Source organism: Pyxidicoccus trucidator, from assembly GCF_010894435.1.
Classification (GTDB): domain Bacteria; phylum Myxococcota; class Myxococcia; order Myxococcales; family Myxococcaceae; genus Myxococcus; species Myxococcus trucidator.
The window spans coordinates 342,627-365,581 of sequence record NZ_JAAIXZ010000011.1 but is presented as its reverse complement, the minus strand read 5'-3'; the positions used below and the strand labels follow the sequence as shown (position 1 = coordinate 365,581).

Sequence of the window (22,955 nt, the reverse complement as noted above, 5' to 3'; positions counted from 1 at the left end):
GCACTGCACCCAATGCAGGCCGTGGGGTATGGTGCGCGCCGTGTCCACCCCGAGACGCTTCCGCTTCCTCGTTCCCGCCCTGCTCGTGGTCGGCATGGCGGGCTGCCTGCCCTACCCCCAGGAAGAGGGGGACTACGTGCTCACCCCCGTCGAGGTCTTCCGCGACGAGTGTGGGCTCGCGGAGTCCAACCGGGACCAGTTCCAGGGCACCCTCCAGATTACCGGCCGCGTCGTCAGCATGGACCTCGACCTGCTGGACAGCCGCCTCACCGGCTACTTTCTCGAGGGCGGGGACGACTTCTCCATCGACGGCAGCGTGGTGAACGCCGTCGCGACGGTGAATGACCAGGCGTGCCTGCTCGACCAGGTCAACATCCACCTGGAAGGCACCACCCGGTGCGAGACGCAGTTCAACGGCGAGCTGCGCGTGCGCTACGAGGCCCAGCGCCCGGACACGTGCGTGTGTGAGCTGTGGATGCGCTATGAAGCCGTCAAGGATTCGAAGCCCTGTGACTTGTAGGCTTGAGCCCGGGCTCGCGGGTTCCTAGAAGAGAGGGGCGGTTGTCCTTCCTCGGAGGAGCCCATGGCTGAAAAGCAGCATGAGATTCAATCGGTCCTGACGGAGACACGCGTCTTCCCGCCCCCCGAGGCCTTTGCTCGGCAGGCCCACCTGCGCGGCATGGAGGACTACCGGAGGCTCTGGGACGAGGCCGCGAAGGACCCCGACAAGTACTGGGGAGACCGGGCCCGCGAGGAGCTGTTCTGGAAGCAACCCTTCCAGACGGTGCTGGACTGGAAGCCACCGCACGCGCGCTGGTTCGTCGAGGGCCGCACCAACCTGGCCTACAACTGCCTGGACCGGCACCTCGACAAGCGCCGCGACAAGCCCGCCATCCTCTTCGAGGGCGAGCCCGGAGACCGGCGGCGGTTGACGTACGGTGAGCTGGCGGCCGAGGTGAACCGCCTGGCCAACGGGCTCAAGTCCCTGGGCATCCGCAAGGGAGACCGGGTGGGCATCTACCTGCCCATGGTGCCCGAGGCCGCGGTGGCCATGCTGGCGTGTGCCCGCATCGGCGCGGTGCACTCGGTGGTGTTCGGTGGCTTCTCCGCCGAGGCGCTCCAGGAGCGCATGAACGACATGGGCGCCCGCGTGCTGCTCACCGCCGACGGCGGCTGGCGCAAGGGCGCGGTGGTGCCGCTGCTGAAGAACGTGGAGGCGGCGCTCCCCAACATGCCCACCGTGGAGAAGGCGGTGGTGCTGCGGCGCACGGGTGACTCGCTGGCGCTGTCCGGGCCGAAGCTGCTGGCGTGGGACGCGCTGGTGAAGGGCCAGTCCGACGTGTGCGAGCCGGAGTGGGTGGAGAGCGAGCACCCGCTGTTCATCCTCTACACGTCCGGCTCCACCGGGAAGCCCAAGGGCGTGCTGCACACCACGGGCGGCTACGCCGTCATGACGTCGCTCACCACGCGCTGGGTGTTCGATTTGCGCGAGGACGACGTCTACTGGTGCACCGCGGATGTGGGCTGGGTGACGGGGCACAGCTACGTCGTCTACGGCCCGCTGATGAACGGCATCACCACCGTCCTCTACGAGGGCGCGCCCACGCAGCCGGGGCCGGACCGCTTCTGGGAAATCATCGCCCGCTACAAGGCGACCATCCTCTACACCGCGCCCACCGCCATCCGCGCCTTCATGCGCCTGGGGGAAGACCACCCGCGCAAGCACGACCTGTCCTCGCTGCGGCTGCTGGGCAGCGTGGGCGAGCCCATCAACCCCGAGGCGTGGATGTGGTACCGCGAGGTCATCGGCGGCAACCGGTGCCCCGTGGTGGACACGTGGTGGCAGACGGAGACGGGCGCCATCATGATTTCGCCGCTGCCGGGGGCCACGCCCACCAAGCCCGGCTCGGCCACGCTGCCGCTGCCTGGCATCCACGCGGAGATTCTGGACCGGCAGGGCAACCCGGTGCCGAAGGGGCAGGGCGGCCTGCTGTTCGTCACCCGGCCGTGGCCCTCCATGCTGCGCACGGTGTACGGCGACCCCGAGCGCTACGTGCGCACGTACTTCAGCGAGCTGCCCGGGAAGTACTTCACCGGCGACGGCGCTCGCACGGACCTGGACGGCTACTTCTGGCTGATGGGCCGAGTGGACGACGTGGTGAACGTGGCAGGCCACCGCCTGGGCACCGCGGAGGTGGAGAGCGCGCTGGTGGCGCACCCGCGCGTGTCCGAGGCCGCCGTCGTGGGCCGCCCGGACGAGCTGAAGGGCACCGCGCTGGTGGCCTTCGTCACGCTGAAGCAGGGCAACGCGCCCTCCCCCGAGCTGAAGAAGGAGCTGGCCACGCACGTGAGCAAGGAGATTGGCGCCATCGCCCGGCCGGATGAAATCCGCTTCGCCGAGGGGCTGCCCAAGACGCGCTCCGGGAAGATCATGCGCCGGCTGCTGCGCGACGTCGCCGCGGGCAAGCAGTCCACCCAGGACACCACCACCCTGGAGGACCTCAACGTCCTCGCCGCGCTCCGGCAGAACGACGAGTAACGCCGCCTCCGGGGGCGGGGCCGCGCCACCACGCGGCCCTGCCCGAGCGCTTCAACAGGCCCCGGAGTCGCCCAGGAACACGGCGGCCTCGGGGCCTTCGCATGTGCGTTCCAAACGTCACATGTGAGCCAGGAATACCTGAAAGAGTCTCACTCCCGGCGCGCTATTCCTTCTTTTGATTACATTTTGTTTCATCGTAACAAACGAATACAGCAGGACCGACTGAGTAGGTAGGTTGACACTGGAAAGATGCAAGGGCATCAGGGGTCGCGCTTGCCCCCCTGAGCGCTCTACGGCTCGTCTTTCCAGCACCGTCTCCCTTCTTCCCCCCTCTGGACCTGCTTCTTCATGGATTTCCGAGATCAGCTCGACTCCCCCCTCTTCACCCACTTCATCTCACATTACACCCAACCCACTGGGCCGGACCTCCTGGGACGGACGGAAGCCTTCTTCCAGTGGCAGGAGTCGCGGCGACAGGCAGGGCTCTGGCCATACTCCCGGAGCCTGGAGGCAGCTCCCACCGCGGAGTGTGGTGTGCGCTGTGAGAGGGGCATCTCGTACCAGGGTCTGAATTTCGGCTCACAGGACTACCTGGGGCTGTCCACGCACCCCGAGGTGGTGGCCGCGGGGCATCGGGCCATCGAGCAGTACGGACTGCACAGCGCGGGCTCGGCGATGTTCGGGGGGAACACGCCGCCAGCGCTGATGCTGGAGAAGGCGCTCGCCGAGCACCTGCAGATGCCGCACGTGGTGCTGTTCTCCACGGGCTGGAGCGCGGGCTTCGGCGCCATCTCCGGGCTGGTGCGTCCGGATGACCATGTGGTGATGGACGCGCTGTCGCACCAGTCGCTGCAGCAGGGGGCCGCCGCCGCCACGCAGAACGTGAGCCGCGTGCCGCACCTGAACAACCGCGCCATGCGCCGCAAGCTGCAGGAGATTCGCGCCCGCGACACGCGCAACGGCGTGCTGGTCGTCACGGAGGGCCTGTTCTCCATGGACTCGGACGTGCCGCGGCTGGAGGAGCTCCAGTCCATCTGCCACGAGTTCAACGCCACGCTGCTGGTCGACGTGGCCCATGACCTGGGCGCGCTGGGGCCTCGCGGCACGGGCAGCCTGGGCGTGCAGGGGCTGCTGGGGAAGGTGGACCTGGTGGTGGGGACCTTCTCGAAGACGTTCGGCTCCACCGGCGGCTTCATGGCGACGCGCTCGCCCGCGGTGCGCCAGTTCGTGCGAATCATGGGTGGGCCGCACATCTTCTCCAACGCGTTGCTGCCCCTCCAGGCGGCGGTGGTGCTGGAGTCGCTGCGCATCGTCCGCTCGGAAGAGGGCGAGGCGCTGCGCGCGAAGGCGCGGGAGAACAGCCTGGCGCTGCGCGGGGCTTTCCTGGAGCGCGGCATCCAGTGCCTGGGCGAGCCCTCCAACGTGGTGCCCGTGCCGGTGGGAGACCCGAAGGTGGCGCGGCTGGCGTCGAAGCTCGTGCTCGAGCGCGGCGTGTCCGCCAACCTGGTGGAGTACCCGGCGGTGCGCGTGCGCGACTCGCGCTTCCGCGTGCTCGTCATGTCCTCGCACACGCCGGAGCAGGTGCGCCGGGCCGCCGAGGTGATTTCCGGCGCGATTGAAGAGGCCGGCCAGTGGTTGAAGGCCCAGCCGGCCCGGCCGTCCCGCGCCGAGGCCCCGGCCCAGGCGCGGCTCCAGGGCGAGCTGTAGCCAGCGAAGCCGTGCCCCGCCCGTGAAGGGTGGGGCGCGGCGCCGACTACGTGTCGTCGCGGCTGACGTCCTTCAGGTGGGTGATGTCGCCCCAGGTCACCAGCCGGAAGCCGCCGTCGTGGTAGTCGAACTGGTTCCACCCCGCGTTGAGCACGGAGAAGGCGCGCCGCATGCCGTGCGGAACCCCCAGGCTGTGGCGGAACAGCAGGCCCAGGACGCCGCCGTGAGTCACGGCCACCAGCCGCTCACCACGGTGGCGCGCCCCCAGCTCCTCCAGGCACTCCACCGCGTGCCGCAGCCGCTGGGACGTGCTCTCTCCCTCGGGGACGACGTAGTCCGGACCGCCCTCCACGTAGCCCGCGAACGCCTCCGGGTGGCGCTGGGTGGCCTCTTCCCGCGTCAGCCCCTCGAGGATGCCCAGGCCCCGTTCGCGCAGCCGCGTGTCCGGGACGACGGAGTGCCCCGTGCGCGCGGCGATGCGCCGCGCCGTCTCCAGGGCCCGTCCCAGGTCGCTGCTGTAGAGCGCGCTGAAGCTCACCGACGCGAGCCGCGCGGCCAGCGCGTCCGCCTGCCGCAGGCCCTCGCGGCTCAGCGCGCTGTCGCGGTGCCCCTGCAGCCGGTTCTGGGAGTTCCACTCCGTCTCGCCGTGACGGATGAGGATGAATTCAGTCTTCAACGAGAGCGCTCCAGGTGCGTCATGGCTTCTTCCAGCAGGGCGGCCACGCCCCGGCGCACCACGTGCACCACCTTGTGGCTGTAGGCCGGGCCCCCGTGCGTGTAGTGCCCGCTCACCTTGTGGTGCAGCTCCGTGGCACCCCACACCAGCACCAGGTCCGCCCAGTCCAAATCGCTCCGCGCCCGGTCCGACGTGCGCCGCTCGGTGCCGTCCACCATGCGCAAATCAATCTGGTGCCCGAGCTTCTCCTCCAGCTCCTCGCGCACCGCGGGCGAGCCGCCGACAACCACCACCTTGCGCACGCCGTGACGCAGGCAGCTCTCCACGAAGGCGACCTCCGCGCGGCGGTTGGCCGAGCCTCCACACCGCGCGCAGTGGCTCCGGGGCTCCACGCGCAGCGGCTCCCGGCCGCTCGCCTGTGCCACCTTGAGACACGCACCATCGGCGCACACGGGGAAGAAGCGGCCGTCCAGCACCTCGGCCGCCTTGAGCAGCTTGGGCTCGCTCATGCGCTGCTTGCCGGGCCGGGTGAGTCCCACCTCTTCCAGCACCGCGCGGGCACGGACCCGGGCCTCGGGCAGGGTGATGCCTCGCGCCGCCATCCAGCCGTCGATGTCCTGGTCCGAGCTCACGATTTGGTCGTCGTCGCGGTAGGGATAGCGGCGAACAGCTCCGTCTGCACGGCGGAAGGCATGGAGGCAGGCCCCAGCCCGAGCGCCTCGCGCACCGGCGCGAAGCTGCGGCGGTGGATGGGCAGCACGCCCTTCTCCTTCAGCGCCTGCACGTGCTGCGGCGTCGGGTAGCCCTTGTGGGCCGCCAGTCCGTAGCCCGGGTACCGCGTGTCCAGCTCCGCCATCATCCTGTCGCGGGTCGTCTTCGCCAGGATGGAGGCCGCGGCGATGCTCATGGAGAGCGTGTCGCCCTTGATGATGCCGCGCTGCGGGCAGGGGCACTCCGGAATCTTCCGTGCGTCCACCAGCACGAAGTCCGGCTTCAGCCCCAGCCCCTCCACCGCGCGGCGCATGGCCAGCAGGCCCGCGTGGTAGATGTTGATGCGGTCGATTTCCTCCACCTCCGCCCGGCCCACCGCCCACGCCACCGCGTCCCGCTTGATGGCCACGGCCAGCTCCTCGCGCTTCTCCGCGTCGAGAATCTTCTTCGAGTCGTCCAGCCCCTTCAGCCGGTAGCCCTTCGGCAGCACCGCCGCGGCGGCCACCACCGGGCCGGCCAGCGGCGCCATGCCCGCCTCGTCCACGCCCGCCACGTGCGTGAGCCCCTGCTCCCACAGCTCCACCTCGAACTTCAGCAGGTGGCGCAGGCGCTGGCCCTCGGAGCGGTTGCGCTCCTGCCGCCCCCGAATCCGGCGGGCGAGCTCACGCGCCCCGCGCCGCGAGTCCCCGTCGAGGGCCTCCAGCAGTCCAGCAGGCACGGGCTGGGAGTGGGTGACATAGCGCTCCGTCAGCTCGGAGAGCGCGCACAGGAGAAGCTGTTCCACGGTGTCTGCGGACATGGTGATGACCGGGAGCCTACCTTGGAGGTAGCAAGCCAGCATTACCTCGTGGAGTGGGAACCCGCCGCCCGCCTGGACACGTTCCGCAGGCCACGGAGCGGGCGGCGCCCGACTGGCGGCTCGCCCGGTGGACGGAGAAGGCCGGACGCTGGGAGGGCAGGGGGGCGTCGCGCATGACGCAATGCAGTACCCCAGGCGGAGGGGCCAGCACAACCACCCTGGTACGAAGTGCGGCACCGGGCGCGTCTACGGGGCCAGAGGGAGCCGCATCGTGCCGGGCTCCAGCCTGGCGCTTCCCACTCCGGCTGCCCCTACGGGTTCAACTGGAGCCGCAGCGTGCTCGGCTCCGGCGTGCAGTTGCAGGCGTCGCACGTCCATTCGATGCGCTGGGGCGACGACACCTTGGAGCCCGCGCTGGCCACCACGCGCACCGGGCTGGGCGCGAGCGACTCGTTGACGGCGGTGGAGACACCGTCCTCATCCGTGACACCGGTGATGCTCACGTTCGACGCCGTGTTGGTGGCCGTGACGGTGGCCCCCCGCACACGTGCCCCCTCCGCGTTCAGCACCTCCACCCTCAACGCCACCAACTCCGCCTGGCAGTCGTCACCTCCACGCTCCATCCGCGGTGCCTCGTCGCACGCGGCGATGAAGAGGAGACCGACCAGCCATGAGAACCCTCGCACCCGATTCATGATGCCTCCCAAGGTGGTGTCTCAGGAGGCGCACTGCAATGTCCGTGTCAGTCGGATGACGGAGCCACGCGCTCTCGTGCGAAGCGCGCCGCGCTCGAGTCCGGATAGCGGTGCAACACGTAGCGATAGACTTCCTCCGCGCGCCCCACATCCTGCATCCGCTCGCCCAACACGCGCGCCAGAAGTACCAACGCACGGGGCGCGGTGGGGTCATCTGGCGCCACATCTGCCGCGGACTCCAACGCCTGTACCGCCAGTGGGAAGTTTCCTTCCACTGCCGCGGCCTGTCCGACGAACAGGTGGTGCGCCGGAGGGACACGCGCCTTCGGTTGTCCTCTCAACGTCGCATACAGGGCCATGGCCTGGGGGACGTCTCGCGCCTCCACCGCCGAGGCCAGCGCGGTGAGCCCCTCGCTCGCGGCGCGCTGGTCGGCGTCCGGGACATCGACCAGCGTCGCGCCCTCGGGAGCCTCGGGAAACGGCGCGTCGTCGCGCATGGGCGGGGCGGCCAGGCGGGGCCGGGTGCTGCCCAGCACGGGCTCCAGGTAGTCGCGGTCCACGCCGTAGCCCAGCGAGTCGCCCCGCACGTACAGCAGCAACCCCAGCACGTGCGCCGCGGTGAAGGGGACGAGCAGGGTGAGGCCCTCCGCCAGCACGCGCGAGACGATGAACAGGTCCAGCGCCCGCAGTCCGAAGGCCACGGCGTGCAGTGCCAGGTGCGCCGCGCCGAGCAGGGCGAGCACGCCCGCGGTCAGCAGGTAGTCGCGGCCGAGCCCCTGCACCATGCGCAGCACCCTGGGCACGTTGATGATGGCCGTGGGCGGCATGCCCGCCGCGGTGACGAGGAGCGCCTGGGGCAGCCACACCACGCCCAGCACCAGCAGGCCCCAGAGCACGGGGTCTCCCAGTAGCCCCTGGGGCGTGACGTCCCCCGTCAGGATGAGGCCGAGCGTGCTCCAGCCGGTGCTGCCCGGGCGCAGGAAGCCGACGTAGAGGATGGCCGGCACCCAGACGAGGGTGGCGGCCGTCAGCCCGCGGAGGCCGGGGAGGATGCCGTCGCGGAAGAACTCGATGAACTCCGGCGTGTCCAGCTCCAGCTCCCCCCGGGACGTGTCGCGCACCAGGGTGAAGAAGGTCGCCCAGAACATGCTGCCGTACAGCGCCAGGGGCAGCACCTTCAGGAAGACGATGACCATCTCCGTCATCCACGACAGGAACGCCAGGGTGAGGCTCACGGCCATCAGCACCTGGAACCCGGAGGAGGTGAAGACGTAGCGCCACGCGTCCTTCAGCCGCCCGGCCAGGGGCGTGCGTCGGCGGTGGGCGAGGATGGGCGAGGCGCCGCTCCCACAGAGGCCACACCCCACCAACTCCACCGTCTGCGCGCGCCGGCCCACGGCGCAGTCCGGGCACAGCGCCGCGTCGCAGCGCTGACAGCGCCAGCCGGCGGGAGCGCGTGGGTGACTCTTGCAGAAGGGCGGCGGCGAGTCCGCGTCCAGGACGTCCGGGGGCAGGGCGTTCATCGCCCCGAAGCCTATGACGGGCCGGGGGCCTCGTCCCAGGGGGCGCCGAGCCACGCCTGGTATGCCGCCTTCTGTGCGTCCGTGGGACGCTCCACCCGGGACAGCCACACGGCATCCGCGGGCTTCTGCCCCAGCACCACCGGCACCTCCAGCAGCCTGTCGCGGCGGAACACAGTCACCCGCACCGTCTCCCCCGGCCTGCGGTCCTCGCAGCGGCTGAGCAGGCCGGCGCCGTCCACCTTCCACCCGTCCAGCGCCAACACGTCGTCCTCCACGTAGAGGCCGGCCTCCTGCGCGGGCGAGCCCTCCAGCACCGTGGCCACCGTGGAGTTGCCCTTGGTGGTGAGGCCCAGCCAGCCCCGGGGCCGGGCCTCGCCGGCCTTGCCCTTGGGCGGCGGGGTGCCGCCCTTGTCGCTGGTGGACTCGCGCGGGCGGAAGCTCGGCTCCAGGCCCACGTGCGAGAAGGCGGAGTAGTCCAGCTCCTCCGTGGTGCGCAGCGCGCGGTCGAAGAAGGGCGTGAGGTCCGTGCCCGCCACCTCGCTCGCCGCCGCCTCCACGCCGTCCTCGGGGACGCCGGAGCCGTCGCCGTGACGCTCCCACAGCAGGCGCATCACGTCGTCCAGGCTCTTCGCGTCACCGGTGGCACGGCGGATTTCGAGGTCCAGCAGCGCGGAGACCACCTCGCCCTTGAGGTAGTAGGAGATGGCGCTGTTGGGCGAGTGCTCGTCCGGGCGGTAGTGCTTCACCCAGGCCACCAGCGACGCCTCGGCCAGCGTCTGCACCCGGCGCCCCGGGGTGGCGTGCAGGTGGGTGAGCGTCTCGCCCAGCCGGGTGACGTAGCGCTGCGCGGACATCAGCCCCGCGCGGCGCACGAAGAGGTTGTCGTAGTACGCGGTGGAGCCCTCGAAGGCCCACAGCAGCGAGGTGTAGTTCTCCTGCGAGTAGTCGAAGGGCACCAGCGCCCGGGGCTTCACCCGCTTGATGTTCCACAGGTGGAAGTACTCATGCGCCGCCAGGGTGAGCAGGTCTTCCCAGCCGCGCGAGCTGGCCAGCCCCGCGCGGGGGAAGAGCAGGGCGGTGCTGGCCTGGTGCTCCAGCCCGCCCCGGCCCTTGTCCGTCAGGTACAGCAGGAAGAGGTAACGGGGGACGGGCAGCCCGCCGTACATGCGCGCCTGGGCCTCGCAGATGCGCTGCAGGTCCGCGCACAGCCGCTCCGTGTCCTGCACGGTATCGCCCCACACCACCACCTCGTGCGGGACGCCCGCGGCGGTGAAGGTGAGGGGCGTGTGGGGCCCCACCTCGAAGGGGCTGTCCACCAGCGTGTCGTAGTCCTGCGCGACGAAGGACTCCTCGCGCTGCCCCAGCGCGCAGAAGGCGCGCCAGCCCGGCGGAGCCTCCACGCGGACGTGGTGCTCCAGGCCGAGCGTGGCCTGCGTGTAGAGGAACACGCAGGCGCCGTTGATGAAGGCGTGCGTGCCGTCCAGGTGGCTGGTGCGCACCGTCAGCTCGTTCGCATAGACGCGGTAGCGCAGGGTGACGGCCTGCCCGTCCGCCTGCACGCGCCAGGTGCGCTTGTCCGTGCGCCGCACCGGCAGCGGCGCGCCGTCCGGGCCTGACGCGGTCAGGTCCTGCACATGCCGGGCGAACTCGCGTACCAGGTAGCTGCCCGGCGTCCACACCGGGAGCATGGCGTCGAGCTCGACGGGACCCTCGGGGAAGGTCGCCTCGACCTCCAGGAGGTGCGAGTGCGGCCGGGACATGGAAACGCGGTAGCGGACGGCTTGGGGCATGACCGGTGGCTTTCTCCTTGGAGGCTACTTCGCGCGGACGAGCACGGCGCCGAAGAAGCCGTCGGTGCCGTGCGTGTGCGGCGCCAGTCGCAGGAACGGGCCGGGGCCCAGCTTCGGTCCCAGCTCGGGGCCCAGCAGCTCCGCCACCGGGCGCACGGTGAAGTCGGGGTGCTTGGACAGGAAGTCCTCGATGACGTTTTCGTTCTCGTCGCGCAGCACGCTGCACGTGCCGTAGATGAGGCGGCCGCCCGGCTTCACCAGCATGGCGAAGCGCGCCAGCAGGGCCTTCTGCCGGCCCACGTGCATCTCCAAATCCTCGGGCGTGAGGCGGTAGCGCGCGTCCGGCTTGCGGCGGAAGGTGCCGGTGCCGCTGCACGGCGCGTCCACCAGCACGCGGTCAGCCTTGCCCTTGAGGGGCTCCAGCGCGGCGTCCGCTTCCGGGCCCTCGTGGGGGATGAGCTGGGTGCGCACGTTGTGCACGCCCGCGCGGCGCGCGCGCTTCTTGAGGTCCTCCATGCGCCGCTCGTCCACGTCGAGCGCGTGCAGGTCTCCCCGGTTCTTCATCTGCGCGGCCAGTTGCAGCGTCTTGCCGCCCGCGCCCGCGCAGGCGTCCACCACGCGCGTGGGCGGAGCGTCCACCAGCATGCCGAGCAGCTGGCTGCCCTCGTCCTGGAGCTCCAGGAAGCCCTCGCGGAAGCTCTCCAGCGAGAAGACGTTGAGGCGCGACTCCAGGAGCAGGCCCATGGGCGACAGCGGGGTGGGGTTGGTGTCCACGCCCTCGGCCTTCAGGCGCTTCGCCAGCGCTTCGCGGTCCTCCTTGAGGAGGTTGGCGCGGGCGGTGAGGGGCGCGCGCTCGTTCATCGCCTCGACGGCGCGGGCGGCGTCACGGCCGAACTGCTTGCGGAACAGCTCGGCGAGGAAGTCGGGCAGCGAGGCGGCGATGGGGAAGCGCTCGCGCTCCGGCAGGGCCTCCAGCGCGGCGGCGGCGTCGGGCAGGGCGCTCAGGGCCTCGGCGTCCGCGCCCGTCAGGGCGCTGGTGTGCGTCACCATGCCCACGGGCTCGCCGTAGAGGATGCGCGAGGTGGCCAGCCGCAGCACGTCCTGGCGCGTCTTGTCGAGCGCGTCGAAGCGCGGGTGCGCGCGGTACAGGAGGAAGTCCACCGTGCGCTGGCGGCGCAGCAGGCCGTAGACGCGCTCGGCCACGGCGCGGCGCTCGTTGGAATAGAGGTTCTTCTTGTGGCGCAGGACGAAGTCGAGGGCCCGGTCCGACAGGCGGCCCTCGTGACGGACGGCGCCGTAGGCTTCGAGGCACGCCTGGAGGACGAGGTCCTCGCGCACGGGGCGCTCGTAGCGTTCGGGGTTCTTCGCGCGCTGGGCGGGGGAGACCCGCACGGGGCGCTCGCCGTCTTTACCGCGCTTGGCGTGGCCGAAGCGGCCGGTGCCGTCCGAGCGCCAGGCGCGTTCGGTGCGGCCGGCGCCGGGGCCTTCCGGGCGCTGGGCACGCTCGCCGCCGCGCGCGTCCTCGGTGCGTCGAGGCCGCTCCGCGCGCTCGCCACCACGTGCTTCCTCGGTGCGTCGAGGCCGCTCGGCGCGCTCACCACCGCGCGTGTCATCAGCGCGTCGCGGACGCTCCGTGCGCTCGGCTTTGCGCGGCGAGTCGGCGCGCTGGGGGCGCTCGGAACGCTCAGTGCGCTCGGTGCGGCGCGGGTCCTCGGAGCGTCGGGGACGCTCGGTGGACTCGGGCTGTTTCCCGGACCTGTCGGCGGAGAACTTCTTCGGGGCCGGCCGGGAGACCGGGCGGGACTTGCGTTTGATGGCCATGGCGGAATGGGCCTTTGCATCCCCCGGGCCGGCTTGACAAGCCCCGAAAGCAAACCCGGGGGCCGGTGGACGTAGGTCCACCGAGCCACCCGGGCGGGGCCGCGGCCTCCCGGAGGGGCGCGGGACCCCTCGTTCCCGAGGGGCATGGGCCCCTTGTCCGATGTTCCGGACAAGGGAGCGGGGCTTCAGGCGCCTACTTGCGGCGCCGCCGCATCAGCCCGGCCACCAGCAGGCCCAGGGCCGGGAAGAGGGCGGCGGTGGGGCTCGCGGTGCAGCCGCCCCCGGACTGGCCACCCGTCGCTTCCGAGTCGTCTCCCGAGGGGTTCCCAGGCAGCCCGGGCCGCGTGTCGGGGTCCGCCGGAGTCGACGGGTCCCCCGGAGTCGAGGGGTCCTCCGGGTCCACCGGCGTCTCCTCATCCGTGTTCCCCGAGCCCGTCACCTGCACCACGGCGGTGGCCGACTGGAGCTGCGTGCCGTGCGTGGCCGTGGCCGTCACCGTGTAGCTGCCGGCCTTCGCGTAGGTGTGCTCCACCGACGTGCCCTCGGCCGAGCCGCCATCACCGAAGTCCCAGGTCACCTTCGAGCCCGCCACGCCCGGGGTGGCGAGGAAGAGCGCCTTGTGCGGGGCCACGCCCCGCTCGCCCTCCACCGTCACCGTCAGCGTGCCCGTGGGTGGCGGCTCCAGCGGGGGCAGCTCCTTGCGCAGGGTGAAGGTGTCCAGCACCTTGCCGTCCGTCTCCACCAGCTCCGCGGTGAGCGTGCCGTCGACGACCTTCACGTCCAGGAAGCCATGCGCCTGGTCGTCGCGGATGACGCTCCACGCCGGCTTCGAGGTGGCGAAGGGACGCAGGGACGCGCCGCCGCCGCCCACCACGAGGTAGGGGATGCCCGTCTTGCCCGCGCCCGCCACGGCGTCGCCCTGCATCGGCTTGCTGCGCTCGTAGTTGTGGTCATGCCCGGTGAGCACCAGGTCCACGCCGTACTTCTCGAAGAGGGGCGCGAAGTTGCGGCGCATGGCGAGCTGCGAGCCGTGCTCGCCGCTGGACCAGGGCGGGTGGTGGAAGAAGACCACCTTCCACGGCTGCGTGGTGCCGGCCAGGTCCTTCTCCAGCCACGCCTTCTGCGCGGCCAGCGCGCAGCGGTCCGACGAGGCCAGGCCGATGGCGCAGTTGGAGTCCAGCGCCACGAAGTGCACGTGGCCCCAGTCGAACGAGTAGTAGCGCTCGCTGTTCGCCGGGTTGTTGGACGGCAGGTAGAGGTTGTCCAGGTACGGCTGCCCCTGGTTCGTCACGTACTCGTGGTTGCCGAGCGACGCGAAGAGGGGCACCTCGGACAGCAGCTCCGCCATGGGAGCGAAGAGGTTGTTCTGGATTTCCGACTCGGTGCCGGACGAGTAGGCGTTGTCGCCCAGCGCCACGAACAGCTCGGGGCGGGCCTTGAGCATGGCCGCGGCCACCTGCTTCTGGTCCGAGCCGCCCGTGCCGAAGTCGCCCACGGCGGTGAAGTGCACGCTGCGCGTGCCGGGCGTGGGCGCGGTGCGGAAGCGCCTGGCCGGCGTCGCCTTGCCACAGGCGTCCACCACATAGGTGTACTCGGTGGCGGGCTTGAGGCCCGTCAGGACCACCGCGTGCACGCGCCCCTTGGCCGTGGAGGGCGTGGACTGGTCGGTCGCTCCCTCGCCAAACAGGACGGTAGGCGCGCAGTCGGCCGCGAGCCGGAAGGCCACGGTGGCCGTGTCCGGTCCTACCTTCTGGAGGTAGGGGTCTCGGGGCAGCACGCCCGCGCAGGCGACGCCCGTCACGAGCGTCAGCACCGCCACGAGCGGCGCGAGAGTGAAGGTTGAAGTCCGGTGCATGAAGCCTCCTCCCGAACGAGCTCGGGACCGAGGCCCAACCGTCTATTCTCCAACCTTCATCCAGCCATCGACACGTCAGGGCAGGCGACGGAGCGGGCGCTCCCGCCTCCGCCGCCTCCCCGGACAGGCGCTACTTCTTCTTCACGTCATACGAGGACAGCTCTTCAATCCGCTCGCCCTCCTCGCGAATCTTCCCCACGCCGGGCGCGAGCCAGTAGATGCGGACCTTGTCCTGCTTCACCTCGCCCGCGTCGTTGAGCTTGTCGCGCTGGACCTTGATGACGTCGGTGAAGGTGCCCGCCTTCGTCTGGAGCGTCAGGCCCTTCTCCACCACGCGCCAGTTGTAGGTGGGGTCCGAGTCCTCCTTCGTCCCGTCACCCAGCACCGTCTGCTCCAGCACCGCGCTCTGGTAGCTCCAGGGCAGCGTCTCCGGCACGCGGGCCATGGACTTCACGGTGGCGGGGGACCAGGTCGTGGTGCGCACCCGGTCACCGTCCTTGTGGTCCTCCTCGCGCAGCCGCACCACCAGGCCGTTGGTCAGCTCGAGCTGCCACGAATACTCCTCGTAGACCACGCCGCTCAGGGAGCGGTCCTGCCGGCTGTGCATCAGCACCGCCGTCATCTTCCCCTGCGTCTCCGGCACCTCGCGGGGACCCAGCACCGTCACCGTCTTCTGGAACTCGCCATGGACGGGGTCCTTGATGTCGTAGACCCACCTGGAGCCCGTCGTCATCGGCCACAGCGAGGTCTCATCCCCGGTGTCCTGGTCGTCGGGGTTCTGGTCGTCCGGGTCCACGGCGTCGCCCGGCAGGTCGATGCTCCCGTCCGGATTGCCGATGGGCGACTGCTGTCCATCCCCCGGCGGCAGACTGCCACCCCCACCACACGCCACCAGCACCCAACCCGCCGCGAGCGCGGCCACCCAACTGCGCGTCATACCATGTCCTCCCGTGCCCCTTTGGGGCTCACCGCTGTCCACCGCAGCCCCCGCAGGGGTGCCCCCTCCGTCCGGCCCAGCGCCGCCGCCAGGGAGCCTGGCTCCGGCTCCTCCACTTCCAGCTCCACGCGCCGACCGTCGAAGTCGAGCGCGCAGCTCTTCACCAGCACGTTCCGCTCCCGCAGCGCCTGCCGCAGCGTGGCCTCGGCGCCCACCAGGTCATCCGCCTGCGCGGACACCAGCATCCGCTGCTTGGGCGCGCTCTTCTCCTCGCGGTTGAACAGGTCCAGCACCCACAGCAGCGCGGCCACGAAGAGCGTGCCCATGCCCGCCAATCCCAGTGCCCCGTGGCCACACGCCATGCCCAGGCCAATCATGAGGAAGAGGATGGCCGCGTCGCGCGGGTCCTTCAGCCCGGAGCGGAAGCGCACGAAGCCGCCCAGGCCCACGAGGCCGAAGGCCTTGGCCACGCTGTCGCCGATGACGGCGGTGATGACCGCCGCCGCGGCGCACAGCAGCACCTGCGTCTGAATCATCTCGGCCTTCGGCAGCGAGCGCTTCATCAGCAGCCGCCAGGGCCGCAGCGACAGCACCGCGCCGATGAGGGCCGCCGCCAGCATCCGGGGAAGCATGGCGGCGACGGGCACCGAGCCCAGCTCCGACTTCGCGCTTTGGAGAATCGTCGAGAAGGGGTCCATGTATGCCTATCCCTGGAGCGCCAGCTGCGGGGAGACCTCCGCCTCCGGGCGGGGCGCGCGGGTGTGCGTGACGGCGTACCGCGCCGTGGCGATGACGGCGTACGCGTTGCGCAGCACCGGCAGCCGGCCCGGGTTCTCCTCGAGCACGCGGTCGATGAGCGTCCGGGCGTGTGGCCCCAGCGGCAGTCCCTTCAGCGACGACACCACGGTGGACGGCCAGCGGCCCAGGTGCGCCACGCGCAGCTGCCATGCACGCGAGTCATCCAGCCCGTCCACCGAGTCCAGCGCCTCCTTCGTCAGCGGCGCGCCCTTCTCGCGCAGCGCCCAGGCCTCCTCGGTGGTGAGGCCGGTGAGCGAGCGCAGCACCAGCTTCAGCGCCTTGCCCGCCAGCGCCTCGCGCAGGCCTCGGGCCACCGGAGTGGACACCCCGGTGGTGCTGCGCAGCACCGCCAGCCGGTCATGCGCGAGCAGCACCTCGCGCAGCGCGTCCGCGCGCCCCGTGGTGAGCCCGCCCAGGCTGCGCGCCACGTCCGCGTACAGCTTGCGCTGCATGCCCGCCTCGCGCACAACCCAGGACTCGTCACCGTCCACGCCGGCCAGCCCGGACAGCACGTCCGCCAGCCGGCCATCCCGCATGCCGCGCTCGCGCAGCGCCCACGCCTGGGGCGAGCTGTCACCCTTGAGGCCCGCCAGCACCTCCACCGGGGCCTGCGCGTACAGGCGCTCGCGCAGCATCATCGCCCGCGGGCCCGTCAGGCCGCCCAGGCTGGTGGCCACCTCCGCGGGCGCCACCGGCGCCAGCACGTCGCGCAGCGTCCACGCCGCGTCGTCGTCCAGCCCGCCCAGGCCGCGCGCGGTGAGGGCCGGGAAGCGCTCCATGTACGCCAGGCGCCGCTGGTGCGCGGAAGGCCCGGGCAGGCCGCCCACCATCCACGCCGCCAGCGCGGGCTCGCGCACCTCCACCGAGTCGAGCGCCTGGAAGAAGCGCTCCTCCGCGTTCTCCACCGTCGTCGCTCCGGAGGGCAGGGCGGCCGGCGCGGGGACGATGCGCTGCACCGGCACCTCACGCCCCTCCAGCCGCGCCACCACCGCGTCCACCAGCCGCTGCTCCAGCACGCGCAGCGGCACGTCGTTGTTCTCCAGGATGAGCCAGCGCTGCGGATCCTTGCGCGCCATCTCCAGGAAGGACTCCCGCACCCGCACCGCCAGCCCCGCTCCGGCCAGCCCCTTGCGGCTGTCGCCGTCGCTGACCCGGGCGCTCTGCAGCTTGCCCAGGCGCTTGCGCCAGCGCGCCAGGTCCGGGTCCACGTCCACCAGGACCACCAGGTCCGGCCACAGCCCCTGCGAGGCCAGCTCGCACGCCGGCAGCAGCTCCGACATGGGCAGCCCGCGCCCGCCGCCGCTCAGCGCCAGCTGCGAGTACAGGTAGCGGTCGGTGATGCACACCTCGCCCCGCCGCAGCGCGGGAGCCACCACTTCGTCCAACTGCTGCGCGTCACGCGCCAGGTTGAGGAAGAACTCGGTGCGTGGAGACATCTCCAGCAGCCGTGAGTCACGCGTCAGCTCCCGGACGCGCCGCGCCGCGGGCGCCTGCAGCTCGCCCCCCTCTCGCGCATGCGCCACCCGGTAGCCGAGCCGCTTGAGCCGCGCGGCCAGCAGGTTGGAGAGCGTTGTCTTGCCACTGCCGTCAATCCCCTCGAAGTCGATGAACACGGTGCCCTATCCCCCTGCGACCCCATCCGTGACGAAGGCGTGCACCCTCGCCATCCCTTCCGCGAACTTGCTGTATGCCGGCGCTCCGCCCGGATTGAGCGACGCCAGCCACTCGGGCAGCACGTGCCCGAGATGCTTCACTTCCACCACGACGCGGTGGTCCATCCACTGGGGCGGCCCCAGCCGCTCCGCCGTCAGCGCCAGCTGCGACATCGCCAGCTCCGGCGTAATCGCGTGGTAGGCGATGTCCCGGTCCACCGTCACCCGCCACGACTGCGTGGCCTGGTACACGTGCCGCTTGTAGGTGACGGCCAGCACCGGGATGAGGCTGCCCCCGGCGATGAGCGGCAGCAGGCCCGCGCCGCCGCGCAGCACCCGGCCCAGGTCCGCGCGCGGCACCCACACCCGCCGCTTCTGCGTCAGGCCCCGCCGCTCGCGCTTCACCTCCACCACCACCCGCTGCACGCCGCCGGCACCCAGGTCCGGCGAGTACTCCTTGGTCCGGACCTTCAGGCAGTCATCCGGCGTGCGCAGCGCGCGCGACGCCAGCGGACAGCCCGGCCGGTCGAAATAGACAGAGACGATGCGCGTGGGCGGAGGCAGGTGCCCCCCCAGCTCCTGCGACAGCAGCCCGCACAGGGCCTGCGTCGCTTCCTCTTCCAGCACCAGCTTGAACTCACGCCGGAGCTTGGTGACTTCCCCCTCGGCGAACGAGAGCATGGTCTTCCTCTCCGTGCTCAGAAACGGGTGGCGAGCTGCAGCGAGTACTCGAGCGCGGCGGCCTCGTCCCCGGGACGCAGCGCGCGCTCCGCCTGGAACTGCGCCTTGAAGCGGTCTCCCAGCAGGACATTGAGGCCGCCCACCATCGCGTGGCCCTTGCCCTCCACGTCCCCGCGAAGCTGGAGCGCCTCGACGCCCGCCATCGGCTGGATTGCCCACTCTTCACTGCCCACGGGCAGCGTGTAGTGCGCCAGCAGCAGCTGCGCGGTGAAGGGGCCCAGCGGCAGCCGGCCGGTGACGGCCTCGCCGGTCAGCGCCAGCCCGCCCAGCCGAAGCCCCACGTCGCCGGCCACCGCGTGCTTGCGCGCCATGTCCATCGCCTCCGCCACGTAGGTGCTCACGCCCACGGTGAGGGCCTTGAAAGGACGCAGGCTCAGCCGCGCGGAGGCGTCCTCCTTCATGCGGACTCCCGCCTCGTCCTTGCCGCCCTCGAACACGCCAGCGGACAGCTTGAGGCCCCAGACGTCCTTCAGCCGCACCTCGCCCATCAGCCCCAGCCTGCGGCCGCCGAGCTGGTGCACCTCGGTGAGGTAGTCCTCCACCAGCCCGCGGCCCTGCATGGGCAAATCCCACGAGGACTCCAGCGAGCGCTGGAGAAAGGGCGACTTGAACTGGCCGCCGTAGATACGGAAGCGCTTCGCGTCGTCCGCGAGCCGCACGAAGGCGTCCTTCAGAACCGAGTCATCCGCCAGGTCCGCCGTCACCTCCGCCTCGAGGTTGGACAGCGACGTGCTCACGCCCACGCGGGCGGAGGGGATGCTCAGCGAGCGCGCGTACTTCTGGCGCTCGTCCGCGCGAGCCCTCGCGTACACCCGGCCGACGACGCGCAGGGCCTGCCGGTCCTCCGCGGCCGTGTCGTCCACCGCGTCGGGGTTCTCACCCAGCGAGTCGTCCTGGGCCTCACCCGGCTTCACCTTCTTCTTCTTCTTGCCCGGCTGCTCCGCCGCGGGCGCCGACTTACCCGGCACCGGGCCCACGGGCGACAGCTGCTCCTCGGACACGCCCTTCGCTGGGATTGCTTCCGCCAGCGCCCCCTCCATCACCTCGTCCGAGTCGTCGCCCGTGGGCCCCTCCGCGGCCGCGCTGGCCGGCACATCGCCCTCGAGCCCCTCCACGCCATCCACCACCCCACCCGAGAGCGTGTCCTCCGCCGCCTCCGTGCTGGAGGCCTCTACCTCCGGGGCCGGAGTTCCAGCGCTCGCGAGCGCCGGCATGCCCAGAAGGACCGCGGCGAGAAGGCCCCGCCTCGCCCGTTCATCGAACCCCCACCCGCCCATGTCCCTCGCCTCCCCGCCGCAGTCGGAGGGCCTCTGTGCAACACCGGTGCCCGTCGGGAGGACGTCGGGTGTTGGACGGAAATCGCGCCCGTGAGGCCGAAAACGCCCGTCACGAGGTCGTCACCGGGCCACGAGAGGGAAAGAGAGTTCCACTCTCCAGGCAGGCGGGCCTGTACGAATGTCCGCCGGTTGGAAGGACTTACCGGGTGGAGGACGGATCCGCCGGAGGCTCGGACGCCGCGTCGGAGCCCGACGCGGCGGGCGCTTCGGACGGTGCTGCCGGCGTCGTCGCGGCGGGCGCTTCGGACGGTGCTGCCGGCGTCGTCGCGGCGGCGGGCTCGGACGGAGTCTCGGGCGCCAGCGGGGACGCGGGCGATCCGGCCGAAGCCAGCGGCGCGGTGCCGGGGGAGGGAGGCGTCTCCGACGCGAGCGGCGGGGGAGGGGTGGCGGTGGACGCTTCCGGCGTGGAGCTCGCGGTGGCGCTCGTGACAGGCGGCGCGGATCCGGCCGTGCCAGCCGCCGGGCCCGACTCCGAGGCCTGGGCCCGGATGCGGCGCAGCACGCCGCGCATGCCGAGCACCAGCGCCGTGCCGGCCGCGACGGTGATCAGCCCCCAGCCCAGGCCGCGCGGCAGGGGTTGATCCGCCACGGAGAGCTGCGCGGTCAGCACCTTCAGATGCGTGTGGCGGTAGCGCACCTCCAGCTCCCAGAGGCCGGAGGCATCCGGGGTGAGCTCGGTGTGCCAATTGACCCCCTGCCGCGTCAGGGTCCGCGTCACCAGGGCGGGGGCGCCAACCTGGTGGAAGGTCAGGGTGAGGGGGCCGTCGAACTCGGCGCCCTGGAAGTTCCCCACATGGAGCGACACGGTGAGGGGCTGGCCCTCCCGGGGGAAGGCGGGGTGGATGGTGCCCTGGAGGCGCTCCTCCGCGTCCGACCAGCGGAGCTCGAGCATGTCGCCCCGGCGCTCCACGCGGATCTGATCGATAGAGGGGGCGGCGGTCGCGCTACTGGCCACCAGCAGGCAGGCAACCAGTGCCCACCCGGAAAACCTCGTACCCCTCCTTTGCCTCGGAGCGGTCTGTCCTCTAAGATGCCGTGCCCTGACGCATTCCACCTGAGCTGCTCCCTGCGGCCAGAGTCCCGGGATGAACCCTCAATCATTCGGGAAATATCAGCTTCTGAAGAAGCTCGCCACGGGCGGCATGGCCGAGGTGTGGCTTGCGCGCCAGATGGGCATCGAGGGGTTCCAGAAGAACCTCGTCGTCAAGCGCATCCTTCCGCACCTCGCGGAGGACCGTGAGTTCGTGGAGATGTTCCGGAACGAGGCGCTGATTGCCGCGCGCTTCAACCACCCGAACATCGCCCAGGTCTACGAGTTCGGCGAGGCCAACGGCACCTACTACATCGCCATGGAGTTCATCCATGGCGAGGACCTGGGCCGGGTCATGCGCAAGGCGGCGGGCTCCGGGCAGTGGGTGGCCCGGCCACTGGCCATCCGCATCGTCGCCGCCGCCTGCGAGGGCCTGCACTACGCCCACAGCCGCACGGACGACGCTGGCCGGCCGCTGCGCGTGGTGCACCGCGACATCTCCCCGCAGAACATCCTCATCAGCTTCGACGGCTCGGTGAAGCTGGTGGACTTCGGCATCGCCAAGGCCGCCGACCAGGCGTCGCTGACGAAGTCGGGCGCCATCAAGGGCAAGTTCGCGTACATGGCCCCGGAGCAGGCCTCCGGCAAGCCGCTGGACGGGCGCGCGGACATCTTCGCCATCGGCCTGGTGCTCTACGAATTGCTCACCGGCGTGAGGCCCCTCAAGCGGGACTCCGAGCTGGCGACGCTGCAGGCCGCCATGGAGTGCGCCATCGCCGCGCCCTCGCAGGTGGCGGACGTACCCGAGGAGATGGACCCGGTGGTGATGCGGGCCATCGCCAAGAACGCGGACGACCGCTACCGCGACGCGCGCCAGTTCCAGGTGGCGCTGGAGGAAATCCTCGTCGGCCAGCGCTGGGTGGCCGGCTCGGTGCAGATCTCCGAGCTGATGGAGACGCTCTTCGCGGACCGGCTGGCCGAGGAGAAGGCCCAGGGCCAGGTCGTCCTGATGGGCGAGGAGTCCAACAACTCCGGCACGCCCCAGCCGCCGCCTCCGCCCCAGGAGAAGGGCCGCAGCCGGTCCTCCGCCGCGGCGGACATGAGCTGGGAGGCGCCCCCGGGCGAGCCCTCGAACCGCGGCGAGCGCCCGCGCGCCTCGGCCGCGCGCCCCTCCGCGCCCCCGCGCCGCGCCGCCTCGGTGGCCGCGCCCGTGGTGGAGGAGGACCCGAACGAGTGGGATGCCCCCTCCGGCACGGACGAGATGCCCGCCCGGCGCCGCACGTCGGACGCGGTGCGCCGGCCGTCCAACCCCAATGCCACGCAGGTGGCGCGCACCAACTCCCGCTCGGACCTGAGCCGCACGCCCACGGGTGAGGTACCCCTGCCGCGCCGCTCCAACACGCGCGCCCCGGCGCTGCCGGACTCGGAGCCGCCGCCGCCACCGTCCCGCTCGCGCGCCAACCTGCCGGCCGTGGACGAGGAGGAGGACGACGAGCGCACCATGCTCCCGCCGCCTCCGGAGCCCGCCCCGCCGCCGCGCCGCCGCACCGGCATGCAGTCCTCGGTGCAGCCTGCCTCGGAGCCGCCGCGTCGGCGCACCTCCAGCCGCGTGGACAGCCGCGCGGAGATGCCCGACCCGCCGCCGCCGCCGCGCCGCTCCTCGGTCTCCGCTCCGGCGATGCGCCGGGACGACGACGAGGCGGTGGACCGCGCCATCGAAGCGTCGTCCCAGCGCGCGCGCCGGGCCATCGCCACGCGCAACGTGGCCACGGTGGGCTTCATCGTGGGCCTGCTCGCGGTGATTGGCATCTTCCACAAGCCCATCCTCGCGGTGCTCAACGGCCGGGCGGCGGATGGGCAGGGTGTGATGCTCACCATCAACACCAATGAGCGGGTGAAGGTGTCCGTCCGCCACACCGAGCGGTGCGGCAGCGCCCAGCCCGTGACGGAGCTGGGCTCCTCGCCGATGACGATGGTGTCGGGCGCGCACCTCCAGGACACGCTCATCCTGGAGAACGAGCAGCGGGGCATCTACAAGGAGGACAGCGAGAGCCTCGCGTACGGAGAGCCCGGCCAGGTCAAGGTCATCCCCTACGAGTTCCGAAGTGGCCACCTCCAGCTGACGCTGAAGCCCGAAGGGCTGCGCGGCATCACCGTGCGGCGCAACGGCCAGGACGTGGGGACCTACTCGGGGAGCAAGGGCCTGAAGATGGAGCTGATGGAGGGCCGCCACAAGCTGGAGCTCAACGGCGGCCCGCTGAAGGAGCCCTTCCTCTTCGAGGTCGACATCAAGCCCGGCGTCATCAACAAGGACACGCAGGACCTCAGCGCCTTCGTGGGCTAG

18 protein-coding genes are annotated in these 22,955 nt (G+C 71.4%); 4 read left to right on the top strand and 14 right to left on the bottom strand.

The window, feature by feature from the left end; translation table 11 throughout:
* Positions 1-40 precede the first annotated feature (40 nt).
* The 3 genes from G4D85_RS29535 (at position 41) to G4D85_RS29525 (ending at position 4,246) form a co-directional block, all read left to right on the top strand.
* Entirely contained in the window at positions 41-520 is a 480-nt protein-coding gene (locus G4D85_RS29535) for a hypothetical protein (protein ID WP_240359563.1), read from the top strand.
* 63 nt (positions 521-583) lie between these two features.
* Complete coding sequence (gene acs / locus G4D85_RS29530; protein WP_164017351.1) at positions 584-2,539, top strand: acetate--CoA ligase; 1,956 nt, start codon at positions 584-586, stop codon at positions 2,537-2,539.
* Between the two features lie 534 nt (positions 2,540-3,073).
* A complete protein-coding gene (locus G4D85_RS29525; protein ID WP_240359562.1) occupies positions 3,074-4,246 on the top strand; it encodes an aminotransferase class I/II-fold pyridoxal phosphate-dependent enzyme in 1,173 nt (390 codons plus the stop codon).
* 46 nt (positions 4,247-4,292) lie between these two features.
* Here G4D85_RS29525 and G4D85_RS29520 read toward each other — a convergent pair whose 3' ends face one another.
* From G4D85_RS29520 to G4D85_RS29455, 14 genes are all read right to left on the bottom strand, one after another.
* Positions 4,293-4,922, bottom strand: a complete 630-nt coding sequence (locus G4D85_RS29520) for a histidine phosphatase family protein (protein ID WP_164017349.1) — start codon at positions 4,920-4,922, stop codon at positions 4,293-4,295.
* Positions 4,919-5,554, bottom strand: coding sequence for a hypothetical protein (locus G4D85_RS29515; RefSeq protein WP_164017348.1), 636 nt, complete (start codon positions 5,552-5,554; stop codon positions 4,919-4,921). The genes G4D85_RS29520 and G4D85_RS29515 overlap by 4 nt, the downstream gene beginning before the upstream one ends.
* A complete protein-coding gene (locus G4D85_RS29510; protein ID WP_164017347.1) occupies positions 5,551-6,432 on the bottom strand; it encodes a ribonuclease HII in 882 nt (293 codons plus the stop codon). The genes G4D85_RS29515 and G4D85_RS29510 overlap by 4 nt, the downstream gene beginning before the upstream one ends.
* A 311-nt stretch (positions 6,433-6,743) precedes the next feature.
* Complete coding sequence (locus G4D85_RS29505) at positions 6,744-7,127, bottom strand: carboxypeptidase-like regulatory domain-containing protein (protein WP_164017346.1); 384 nt, start codon at positions 7,125-7,127, stop codon at positions 6,744-6,746.
* Positions 7,128-7,174: 47 nt separating this feature from the next.
* Positions 7,175-8,650: a B-box zinc finger protein gene (locus G4D85_RS29500; protein ID WP_164017345.1), complete on the bottom strand. Its 1,476-nt coding sequence runs from the start codon at positions 8,648-8,650 to the stop codon at positions 7,175-7,177.
* 11 nt (positions 8,651-8,661) lie between these two features.
* Positions 8,662-10,440, bottom strand: coding sequence for a M61 family metallopeptidase (locus G4D85_RS29495; RefSeq protein WP_164017344.1), 1,779 nt, complete (start codon positions 10,438-10,440; stop codon positions 8,662-8,664).
* A gap of 24 nt (positions 10,441-10,464) precedes the next feature.
* The gene (locus G4D85_RS29490) at positions 10,465-11,832 is read right to left on the bottom strand and encodes an RsmB/NOP family class I SAM-dependent RNA methyltransferase (RefSeq protein WP_164017406.1); all 1,368 of its coding nucleotides are present in this window, start codon (positions 11,830-11,832) and stop codon (positions 10,465-10,467) included.
* Positions 11,833-12,454: 622 nt separating this feature from the next.
* Positions 12,455-14,116: a metallophosphoesterase gene (locus tag G4D85_RS29485; RefSeq protein ID WP_164017343.1), complete on the bottom strand. Its 1,662-nt coding sequence runs from the start codon at positions 14,114-14,116 to the stop codon at positions 12,455-12,457.
* 130 nt (positions 14,117-14,246) lie between these two features.
* A complete protein-coding gene (locus G4D85_RS29480; protein ID WP_164017342.1) occupies positions 14,247-15,053 on the bottom strand; it encodes a hypothetical protein in 807 nt (268 codons plus the stop codon).
* Entirely contained in the window at positions 15,050-15,751 is a 702-nt protein-coding gene (locus G4D85_RS29475; RefSeq protein WP_164017341.1) for a DUF4956 domain-containing protein, read from the bottom strand. Before G4D85_RS29475 ends, G4D85_RS29480 begins: the two co-directional genes overlap by 4 nt.
* Before the next feature lie 6 nt (positions 15,752-15,757).
* Positions 15,758-17,464 carry a dTMP kinase gene (gene tmk / locus G4D85_RS29470; protein WP_164017340.1) on the bottom strand — a complete coding sequence of 569 codons (1,707 nt, stop codon included), beginning with the start codon at positions 17,462-17,464 and terminating at the stop codon, positions 15,758-15,760.
* Between the two features lie 6 nt (positions 17,465-17,470).
* Positions 17,471-18,184 (bottom strand): VTC domain-containing protein, encoded by a 714-nt coding sequence (locus G4D85_RS29465; protein WP_164017339.1) that lies wholly within the window; start codon positions 18,182-18,184, stop codon positions 17,471-17,473.
* A gap of 17 nt (positions 18,185-18,201) precedes the next feature.
* Positions 18,202-19,458 (bottom strand): hypothetical protein, encoded by a 1,257-nt coding sequence (locus tag G4D85_RS29460; RefSeq protein WP_420821730.1) that lies wholly within the window; start codon positions 19,456-19,458, stop codon positions 18,202-18,204.
* Between the two features lie 262 nt (positions 19,459-19,720).
* A complete protein-coding gene (locus G4D85_RS29455) occupies positions 19,721-20,473 on the bottom strand; it encodes a superantigen-like protein SSL4 (protein ID WP_205525765.1) in 753 nt (250 codons plus the stop codon).
* A 193-nt stretch (positions 20,474-20,666) separates the two neighbouring features.
* On the opposite strand from G4D85_RS29455, the gene G4D85_RS29450 reads away from it, so the two are divergent.
* Positions 20,667-22,955, top strand: coding sequence for a serine/threonine protein kinase (locus G4D85_RS29450; RefSeq protein ID WP_164017337.1), 2,289 nt, complete (start codon positions 20,667-20,669; stop codon positions 22,953-22,955).